The sequence below is a fragment of the Rhodoferax sp. genome, from assembly GCF_039922535.1.
In the GTDB taxonomy this organism is placed as follows: Bacteria; Pseudomonadota; Gammaproteobacteria; order Burkholderiales; family Burkholderiaceae_C; genus Rhodoferax_B.
On sequence record NZ_JBDTEM010000176.1, the window covers coordinates 1 to 9402 of the forward strand.

Below are 9402 nucleotides of genomic sequence, written 5' to 3' on the forward strand. Positions count from 1 at the left end.
TGCTGCACCTTGACCGCCGGCACGCCCCAGGCAATCAGCCGGTCGCCCACGCCCAGCGGGGTGATGAAGTGCGCCACCTTGGGTGCCAGCTGCAGGATGGCGGCGTAGTCTAGATGGTCGTAGTGGTCGTGCGACAGGATCACGCCGGTGATGGGCGGCAGGTCGGCAATGCCCATGGGCGGCGCGTGGAAGCGCTTCGGACCAATGAACTGCAGCTGCGAGGCGCGCTCGGCAAACACCGGGTCGGTCAGCCAAAATTTGCCGTCCATCTTCAGCAGCATGGTCGAGTGGCCGAAGCGCCACAGGCTTTTGTCCGGCGCGGCCAGCAGCTCGGCCTGGGTCAGTGCCAGCACCGGCAACGGCTGGGCAGGCGAGGCCAGCGCGGGTTTATCCACCATGAAGCGCCACAGCAGGGTCAGCGTCTTCCAGGTGCCGATGGCGTGGCGCGGCACGGGGTTGCGGAATGTGCCGTCGCTGAATTGCGGCGACGTGGCATAGGAGGCGGTGGGCAGACTAGGGGAGCAGAGGGTGTAGGCCATGGCGATCAAGCAGGTAAGGGCAATAAAAAACCAGGAAAGGTGGAGTTTCATGGGTTAAGTTAAAAAGTACACTGCACAGTGTAGTGCAAGTTTTAAAAAAGTAAACTCAGCGGTGTAAAATTTAGACCATGCTCTCTGAACCGTCCCCTCCCACCCTGCTCACGCACCGCAAGCGCGAAGCCATCTTGCAGGCCGCCATCAGCGAATTCCGCGCCCACGGTTTTGCTGGCACCAGCATGGACCGCGTGGCGGCCGTGGCCGAGGTGTCAAAGCGCACGGTCTACAACCATTTCCCCAGCAAGGACGAGCTGTTCGCCGCCATCCTTGTGCAGCTGTGGCAGCGCGCGCAGGGCCTGTTGACCGTGGCCTACCAGCCCCAGAAACCCTTGCGCGCGCAGTTGCTGGAATGCCTGGAGCAGAAGATGCGGCTGCTCAACGACAGCAGTTTTGTGGACCTGTCGCGGGTGGCGATTGCCGAAATGATGCAGTCGCCGCAGCGCGCCCAGGCCATGGTGGCCCGGCTGGCCGAGAAGGAAGAGGGCCTGGTCACCTGGATCCGCGCTGCCCAGCAGGACCAACGGCTGCGCGCGGGTGTGGACCCGCAGTACGCGGCCGACCAGTTGCAGGGCATGGTCAAGTCGTTTGCCTTTTGGCCGCAGCTGGCCCTGGGCCAGCCGCCGCTAGAAGACGCGCAGCAACAGCGCGTGTTGGCCGACTGCGTCGATATGTTTCTGGGCTTCTACGCGACCCCCCAGAAAGCTTAAACCGTGGTCACGGTGACCTGCATGTTTTGGATCTCCAGCGGCGCGCTGCCGTAGTCCGAGATAAACGCCACATCCGCTGCGTCCCGCCCGTAGGCCAGCACGATGCGCCCTCCGCGCGGCTGGCTCTGGGTGGCATCGAAGGTGTACCAGCGGCCATTCACAAACACCTCAAACCAGGCGTGCAGGTCCATCGGGTCCAGCCCGTACAGGTAGCCCACGACGATGCGCGCGGGCAGGCGCAGGCTGCGGCACAGGGCGATGCCCACATGCGCAAAGTCTCGGCACACGCCCGCGCCCTGGGACAGGGTGTCCATGGCATCGGTGGTGGCCGTGCTCACGCCGTATTGGTAGTTCAGGTTGGTGTGGATCCAGGCCCGGATGGCTTCCGCTTGGTCGTAGCCAGGCAGTGCATTGCCCACAATGCCCAGCGCCCGTTCTGCCATCTTGTCCGACGGGCAGTAACGGCTTTGCAGCAGGTAGAGCAGCACGTCGTCGGGCAGAAATTGCATGGGCGTGGGGGCGGCTTGGGGCGCGGTGGCAATGTTGGCATCCACTTCGGCGGTGACCGACAAAGCCATGTCCGTGTGGCCGGGCTGCAGCACCATGCGCTGGCACAGGTTGCCGTAGACATCGGTGTAGTCAAAACGCGGCACCCAGGGCTGCACGTTGAAACTTTCCTCCAGAATATTCTGGGCATCGCCCTGGCAGGCCCGGAGCATGGCGACCAGAGGGCAGTCGGCGGCGTTGTTCACCGACAGGGTGCAGGTGGCCGTAATTTGCATGCGTGCGTCTCCCATAAAAAAAGCCCAGCTTAGCCCTGCATCTGTGACAAGGGTGTAGGAAGAAGGCGCTTTATTTTCAGGACGCGAGGCCGTGTGTCCAAGCCGGTTTCACGCCCTGCAGCAAGGCTGCATTTCATCCGTGCAGCATGTGCATCGCGTACCGTTTAAGCCACATCCACCACGATTTTGCCCGCGCTGTGGCCGCCGATGAGGGCCTGGTAGGCCGCGTCCACGTTGCCCAGGTGGAAGCGTCGCGGGTCTAGCCTTGGCACCAACTGGCCAGCGTCCACCAGGCGGGCGATTTCCCGCAAGATGGCGCCATGCTGGCTGCGGCCTGTGCCGGTTAGCAGCGGCAGCAGGGTAAACACACCCGAGTAGCTGGCCGCACGGAACGACAAGGGCGCCAGAGCATGGGTGCCCCAGCCCAGGCAACTGACGACCTGGCCGAAGCGCCGCACGGCGGCAAACGAGGCGTCCAGGGTGGCACCGCCCACGGTGTCGTAGACCACATCAAAGCCCTGGCCAGCCGTGCGCTCGGCCACGTACTGCTCTACGGTCTGGGCGCGGTAGTCGATGGGTGTCGCACCCAGGCTGCGGATATAGGGCAGGTCGGCCGCTGAGCCGGTGGCGAACACCTGGGCCCCCAGGGCTTTGGCGATTTGCACCGCCACATGGCCTACGCCGCCCGCGCCACCATGGACCAGCACGCGTTGCCCGGCCTGCAGCCGTGCGCGGTCCACCAGGCCTTCCCAGGCGGTGATGCTGACCAGGGGCAGGGCGGCGGCCTGGCGCATGTCCAGCGTGGCGGGTTTCAGCGCCAGCAACTCGGCATCCACCGCGGCATATTCGGCCAGCGAGCCCGGCACGCCACCGACACCGCCCGCCATGGCGTACGCCGCATCGCCGGGCTGGAAACCGCTGACCCCCGCGCCCAGGGCGACCACGGTGCCAGCCAGGTCGATGCCCAGAATTGCTGGCAGCGGCTGCCGCGCATGGGCGGCCTGGCCAGCGTGGATTTTGGTGTCCAGCGGGTTGGCGCCACTGGCCGCAATGCGCACCAGCACCTGGCCTGGGCCAGCTTGTGGGCGGGCGATCTGGGCGATGCGTTGCGGTGCCCCAGCGGCGTCTGCGATGGCGGCGGCCATGGTGGGGGAGGTGAAAGAAGTGGTCATGGGGACTGTCCTTGGTAGTGGGAAGCCTCGATTCTTTGCTGAACTAAAGTGTTTGAAAATAGACAAAAATGCACGTACTTAATGCATAAATGAATGGATGTGCCATGCCACTCGAATGGAGCGATCTGCGCATCTTTCTGGCCATTGCCCGTGCCGGCAGCTTGGGTGCGGCAGCGCGCCTTGCCGGGCAAAGCCAGCCCACCATGGGCCGGCGTCTGCGTGCGCTGGAGGCGGCACTGGGCCAGACCTTGTTCCAGCGCACCGGCGACGGCTTTGTGCTCACCCACGAGGGCGCGGCCGTGCTGCCCCATGCCGAGCGCATGGAGGAGGAAACCCTGGCCTTCCAGCGCCAGTTGGCGGGTGCCAACGGCCAGCTCGACGGCCTGCTGACGATCTCTTCGTCGGACTGGTTTGGGGTGCACCTGTTGGCACCGGTGCTGGCCGAATTCGCCCGCTTGCAGCCGCAGGTTACGGTAGAGCTGCTGACCACGGCCAGCCGCCTGAGCCTGCCCCGGCGCGAGGCCGACATGGTGTTCCGCATCCAGCCTTTCGACGAGCCCGAGGTGGTGGCGCGCAAGCTGCTGCACATCCCCTACGGTGTTTACTTGCCGATGGGCATGGCCGCGCCGCGGGTGGGTGAGGGTGTCGGCACGCCGATCATCACCATGGACACAGCGTTTGGCGGAATGCCCGACGCGCAGTGGCTGCGGCGGGTGCTACCACAGGCCCATGTGGTGTCGCGCTGCAACAACCGCGATGTGCAGGCGCGTCTGTGCGCGCTGGGAGTGGGTTTGGCGGTACTACCCCGGCCGCTGGGCGACAGCCTGGCGGGCGTGCAGCGCATCAGCCTGGGGGAAGAGCCGCCGGGGCGCGACACCTGGGTGGGCTACCACCGTGATCTGCGCCGGTTGGCGCGGCTCAGGGCACTGCTGGATTTGGTCTTGGCGCGGCTGGCGGATTGAGCCGGATGATCTAGTGCGCTCAGTGTGCGCTAGCGGATTGCGTGGATATGGTTTTGGGGTAACGCGGCCTGGCCGTAGCTTGGGTCGGTTGGTACAGACATTAGCCGCATGGAGCCTTGTGTCCGCGCAAGAAGGAAGCTGAGAATTTTCCTTCTATGCGATGGCCTGATTCCAGGTAAAAACTCCACTCTCCATCAAGTGTTTTGTCGCTTACATGCGTAAAGAGGACGCTTCCACTTTGGACAAAGTTGCAGGGATAGGCATAAGGTTGACATACCCAGGCGAGCAGTCCCCCATTGCTGTCAGGATTTTGAATCTGCCATCGCCGAAGTTGCTTGATGTTCGACAGAGTACTGTTGGCACGCACCTTGAGCACCTGATTACCTACTGGTTGGCCTGTGAATGTAGGTGCAACCTGCAATGCATCGAACACTGGAAACACTAGGTCGATGGCCGCACCGTCGGTGCTGGAGCAACTCTCGACGGCTGTCCCGATCGGTGACACCCTCAGCATTGGAGAGCGCAACACAAAGAAACTTGCGAGGACCAAGATGACAAATGCAAGTATCGCGGAGACGGTTAAAGGTTTTAGCGACATGAAGTGTGCCGATTTCTAGAAAGTTGAACGGTATTGCGTTGACCAGCAGTGCAATTGAGATTTGTCATCGGTAACCCGCCACATCCGTAGCTCAGTCAGCAATTCTGATTCGCACAAATTTATAAGAAAGAGCGCCCCTGCGCAGGTTTTATCTGCGCCGACAGCTATCAAATACAGAGCGTCAAGAACACCCTGCCGCATCAATACCGACCAGAGCCCTCGCTAGGCTGCACCAACCAGTACAACACCACCAGCCAGCCGATCACCGGCAGAAAGAACAGCAGTTGCCACCAGCCGCTGCGGTCGGTGTCGTGCAACCGGCGCGTGGTGACGGCAATGTAGGGCAGCAGGGTGGCGATCGAGAAGGCGCCGGACAGCTTTTCGCTGATGGTCCCCAATGCCAGGGTGGCGATCACGCAGAACAAGGCCCACCACCAGAATTCCGGCCGCGAGGCCCGGCCGTCAAAGCTGGCGTATTTGGAGAAGCAGGTGCGCACGGATTCGGTGAACTGCATGGTCGGCCTTTGGCGGGATGGACAAGTGCCCGAGGTTAGCGGGGTTCTGTGGCGAACCGGTAGGCACCGTCCCTCATTTGCGGGAAGTTCTATGCCACGCGCTCCAGGCCGTGCAGCAAGTCGGCGCGCAGCAGTTCGCCAAAGCGGCGCAGCTTGGCCGGGTAAAACTGCGCATACGGATACAGCAAATACATGGGCAGCGGGGCCGCATGCCATTCGGGCAGCAGGTGCAGCAGCCGGCCCGCTTGCACATCGTCGGCCACCGCCCAGGCGGAGGCCACACACACGCCCAGGCCCATCAAGGCCGCATTGCGCAGGGCAAACAGGCTGTCGGTGCTGATGCGCGGCTGCAGGGCGATGCGCTGCTGGGCGCCGTCGCGGTGCTGCAAGCTGATTTCGTTGCGGTAGAAGGTGCGCAAGGCCAGCCAGGGCAGTGCGCTGAGTTCGGCCGCGTGGCCGGGCAGCGGCGCACCGCCCAGCACCGCTGGCGCGGCCACCACGATGCGCGGAATCTCGGCCAGCTTCACCGCCACTACCGCCGGGTCTTCCACCGTGCCGACGTGGATGGCGCAGTCGATGCCATCGGCTATGAAGTTGGGCGTGCCGTCGTGCAGCAGCCACTCCACCGCCACCCGGGGGTAGCGGCGCAGGTAGTCGGCCAGGGGTGCAATGAGTTGCTGCTGGCCAAACGCATGCGGCGCCATCACGCGCAGCGTGCCCTCGGGCACGTCCTGGCTGCCGCGCAGGTCGGCCTCGAACGCGTCCCAGCGACCCAGCAGGTCTTTGGCGCGGGCGAAGCAGCGGGCGCCGTCCTCGGTAAGCTGCATGGCGTGGGTGGAACGCTGCAGCAGCTTGATGCCCAGTGAGCGCTCCAGCGCCTGCAAGCGGCGGCTCACGGTGGGCTGGGTCGCGCCCATCTGCACCGCAGCGGCCGACAGGCTGCCCGCCTCGACGATGCGCACAAAGGTTTGCATCAGTTCGATGCGGTCGGGGGCGGTCTTCATGCGCCAAGCGTATAACAATTGTGCCTAGCGCGGGCGTTCCCTGCAAAGCCGGATTCAAGCACACTCGCGGCATTCGATTATTTGAGGGTTTCTACCATGTCTTCATCTGCTTTAACGCATGACCAACCCAGCGCAGCGATGCCCGGCGCGCTGGTGTTGCTATTGGCCGCAGGCGCGGGCCTGGCGGCTGCGGCGCTGTACTACAGCCAGCCCATGCTGGGCGTGCTGGCGGGCGAGTTCCAGGCTTCCCCGGTCGCCATCGGCCTAGTGCCGACGCTGACGCAACTGGGCTACGCGCTGGGCCTGATCCTGCTGGCCCCGCTGGGCGACCGGTTTGATCGCCGCCGCATCATCCTGGGCAAGGCGGCCATTCTGTGCGTTGCGCTGTTGACCGCTGCGGCGGCACCGTCTATTGGCGTGCTGCTGGCGGCCAGTTTGGCGATTGGTATCTCGGCCACGCTGGCCCAAGACATCGTGCCCGCCGCCGCCACGCTGGCCCCCGAAACCAGCCGCGGCAAGACGGTGGGCACAGTGATGACCGGGCTGCTGCTGGGCATTTTGCTGTCGCGCGTGGTGTCGGGCTTTGTGGCCGAGCACGCGGGCTGGCGCAGCATGTTTGTGGTGGCCGCCCTCAGCATCGCCTTGCTGGGCGTGGCGGTGTGGCGCGGCCTGCCGCGGTTTGTGCCGACCACCCAGCTGTCGTACCTGGCGCTGATGGGCACGCTGGGCGCGCTGTGGCAGCGCCACAACGGCTTGCGCCGGGCGGCCCTGGCCCAGGGCCTGCTGAGCGTGGGCTTCAGCGCGTTCTGGTCCACGCTGGCGGTGATGCTGCATGCCGCGCCCTTCCACCTGGGCAGTGCCGCCGCCGGGGCGTTTGGCCTGGCGGGGGCGGCCGGGGCACTGGCCGCGCCGCTGGCGGGCAAGATGGCCGACCGCAAAGGCCCCGAGGTGGTGACACGCATCGGCGCGGGCCTGGTGGTGGCCGCGTTTATCGTGATGGCCCTGGGCAGCATGGGCACGGGGGGCCCACTGTGGTTGATCGCCGTGGGTGCGGTGGTGTTCGACTTGGGCGTGCAGGCCAGCCTGATCGCCCACCAGACCATCGTCTACAGCCTGGAGCCCGCCGCCCGCAGCCGCCTGAACGCGGTGCTGATGGGCGGCATGTTCATCGGCATGGCCAGCGGTGCTTGGCTGGGTAGCCAGGCCTTGGCCCAGTGGGGCTGGCCGGGCGTGTGTGGCTTGGCAGCGCTGGCGGGTGGGCTGGCCCTGAGCGTGCGGCTCTGGCCAAAAAATAAGTGATGAAATAGGCTTCCAGCGCAGGTGCTAACTGCGCTGGAAGCTATCGTTTTAAAAGCAGTTATCCTCTTTGCATGACCCCACTGCCCACCACCCACTGGCCCCGCATCTTCACCCTGTGGCTGTGCGGCGTGCTGGCGGCGATGCAGTTTTCCAAAGTGTCTTTCGCCTTCCAGGCCCTGCAGGCCACCTACGGGGCCACACCGGCAGCCATGGGCTGGATCTTGTCCACCGTGGGCATGGTCGGGCTGGTGTTTGGGGTGGCGATGGGCCTGTGTGCACCGGCCATGGGCTACCGGCGTTTGCTGCTGCTGGGCATGGGGCTGGGGGCGGTGGTGGCCCTGGTGCAGTCGCTGCTGCCGCCGTTTCCGCTGCTGTGGTTGACGCGTTTGTTCGAAGGTGTGTCGCAACTGGCGGTGGTGGTGGCCGCGCCCACGCTGATCATGCAGCACAGCGCGCCGCAGCACCGCTCCATCGCCATGGGGCTGTGGAGCACGTTTGTGGGGGTGGCGTTTGCGCTCACCGCCGCGGGCGGGGGCTGGGTGCTGGCGCATTGGCAGCTCAGCGGCATGCTGGTGCTGCACGCGGCGGGCATGGCGCTCATGGCGGGCGCGGTGCTGTGGCAACTGCCTCGCGACAGCGCGGCCCGACCCGCCTGGCCCACGCTGGCCAGCCTGCCGCAGTTGCATGCGCGCATTTACAGCCAGTGGGCCACGGCGCTGCCGGGGGGCTGCTTTTTCTTCTACACCGCCACCGCCATCGCCTTGCTGACCTTTATTCCGCCCCAGGCCGGGGCCGACCGCGCCTGGCTGGCGGTGGCGCTGCCGCTGCTGAGCATTGGCGGTAATTTTTTGGCGGGCTGGCTAGCCCAGTCGCTGCTGCGGCCATCGCTGCTGGTGCGCCTGGCGTTTGCCGGTGTGGCTGCGGCCGCGCTGGCGCTGGGGGTTTGCCTGTGGTTGGGCGTAGCCATTGCGCCGGTCGCCCTGGTGCTGATCGCGCTGGTCGGCCTGGCGGGCGGTGCTGCCTTTGCGCTGGTGCCATATTTGAGTGATGCGCCCCCGGTGCAGGCCCGTGCCACGGGGGCGGTCGCGCAGCTGGGCAATCTGGGCTCCACCCTGGGGCCGCCGGTATTTGCCTACGCCCTCGAAGGGCTAGGTCCGGTGGGCCTGGTCTTGCCACTGGGGATATTTGCGCTGGCGGGTTTAAGCTTGGCCACCTGGGGTATTCGCCAACACCACCGCGCTATTTAGAACACACCACCATGCTGCAACTCCACTACGCCCCCAGCACCGCCGCCATGGCACCACACATCCTGCTGGAAGACATCGGTCTGCCGTATGAACGCGTGCTGGTCGACACCCGCACCGGCGCGCACAAGGCCCCCGGCTACCTGGCGCTCAATCCCAACGGCTTGGTCCCGGTGCTGACCGACGGCGACCTGGTGCTGTTCGAGTCCGCCGCCATCTGCCTGCACCTGTGCGACATGCATCCGCAAGCCGGTTTGGCCCCGGCGGTGGGCACGGTGGAGCGCGCCCATTTCTACAAGTGGCTGGTGTGGATGACCAACACCCTGCAAAGCACGCTGATCGCCTACTTTTACCCGCACCGCATGGTCAACCCCGGCAACACCGCCGCTGCAGCCGAAGTGCAGACCCAGGCCGAACTCCGCGTGGGCACCTTGCTGGCCCAACTGGATGCCGAACTGGCCCGCCACGGCGGCCCCTGGCTGCTGGGCGCGCACTATTCCGCGCTGGACGCGTATGCGCTGAT

Annotated in this window: 11 protein-coding genes; 5 read left to right on the plus strand and 6 right to left on the minus strand. The window is 65.3% G+C overall.

Features of this window, described 5'->3' with window-relative positions; translation table 11 throughout:
• Positions 1–539, minus strand: a 539-nt coding sequence (locus ABI213_RS08205) for an MBL fold metallo-hydrolase (RefSeq protein WP_348026697.1), incomplete at its 3' end; no start/stop codon positions are given.
• A 128-nt stretch (positions 540–667) separates the two neighbouring features.
• On the opposite strand from ABI213_RS08205, the gene ABI213_RS08210 reads away from it, so the two are divergent.
• On the plus strand, positions 668–1303 hold the full coding sequence (locus ABI213_RS08210) for a TetR/AcrR family transcriptional regulator (protein WP_348026693.1): 636 nt from the start codon (positions 668–670) through the stop codon (positions 1301–1303).
• Here ABI213_RS08210 and ABI213_RS08215 read toward each other — a convergent pair.
• On the minus strand, positions 1300–2085 hold the full coding sequence (locus ABI213_RS08215; protein WP_348008070.1) for a transglutaminase family protein: 786 nt from the start codon (positions 2083–2085) through the stop codon (positions 1300–1302). The two genes, ABI213_RS08210 and ABI213_RS08215, sit on opposite strands and share 4 nt — an antisense overlap.
• 164 nt (positions 2086–2249) lie before the next feature.
• Positions 2250–3230: a zinc-dependent alcohol dehydrogenase family protein gene (locus tag ABI213_RS08220; RefSeq protein ID WP_348008072.1), complete on the minus strand. Its 981-nt coding sequence runs from the start codon at positions 3228–3230 to the stop codon at positions 2250–2252.
• Positions 3231–3361: 131 nt separating this feature from the next.
• Here ABI213_RS08220 and ABI213_RS08225 point away from each other — a divergent pair, with 131 nt between their 5' ends.
• Entirely contained in the window at positions 3362–4219 is an 858-nt protein-coding gene (locus tag ABI213_RS08225; RefSeq protein WP_348008069.1) for a LysR family transcriptional regulator, read from the plus strand.
• 100 nt (positions 4220–4319) lie between these two features.
• Here the strand turns inward: ABI213_RS08225 and ABI213_RS08230 are convergent, their stop codons facing one another.
• The 3 genes from ABI213_RS08230 to ABI213_RS08240 all read right to left on the minus strand — a co-directional run bounded on the left by ABI213_RS08230 (position 4320) and on the right by ABI213_RS08240 (position 6336).
• Complete coding sequence (locus ABI213_RS08230; protein WP_348008068.1) at positions 4320–4817, minus strand: hypothetical protein; 498 nt, start codon at positions 4815–4817, stop codon at positions 4320–4322.
• A 200-nt stretch (positions 4818–5017) separates the two neighbouring features.
• On the minus strand, positions 5018–5332 hold the full coding sequence (locus ABI213_RS08235; RefSeq protein WP_348008067.1) for a DUF805 domain-containing protein: 315 nt from the start codon (positions 5330–5332) through the stop codon (positions 5018–5020).
• A gap of 89 nt (positions 5333–5421) precedes the next feature.
• Positions 5422–6336 (minus strand): LysR family transcriptional regulator, encoded by a 915-nt coding sequence (locus ABI213_RS08240; RefSeq protein WP_348008066.1) that lies wholly within the window; start codon positions 6334–6336, stop codon positions 5422–5424.
• A 96-nt stretch (positions 6337–6432) separates the two neighbouring features.
• Here ABI213_RS08240 and ABI213_RS08245 point away from each other — a divergent pair, with 96 nt between their 5' ends.
• From ABI213_RS08245 to ABI213_RS08255, 3 genes are all read left to right on the plus strand, one after another.
• The gene (locus tag ABI213_RS08245; protein WP_348008065.1) at positions 6433–7635 is read left to right on the plus strand and encodes an MFS transporter; all 1203 of its coding nucleotides are present in this window, start codon (positions 6433–6435) and stop codon (positions 7633–7635) included.
• A gap of 71 nt (positions 7636–7706) precedes the next feature.
• The gene (locus ABI213_RS08250; RefSeq protein ID WP_348008064.1) at positions 7707–8882 is read left to right on the plus strand and encodes an MFS transporter; all 1176 of its coding nucleotides are present in this window, start codon (positions 7707–7709) and stop codon (positions 8880–8882) included.
• Between the two features lie 11 nt (positions 8883–8893).
• On the plus strand, positions 8894–9402 hold a 509-nt coding region (locus tag ABI213_RS08255), incomplete at its 3' end, for a glutathione S-transferase family protein (protein ID WP_348026695.1).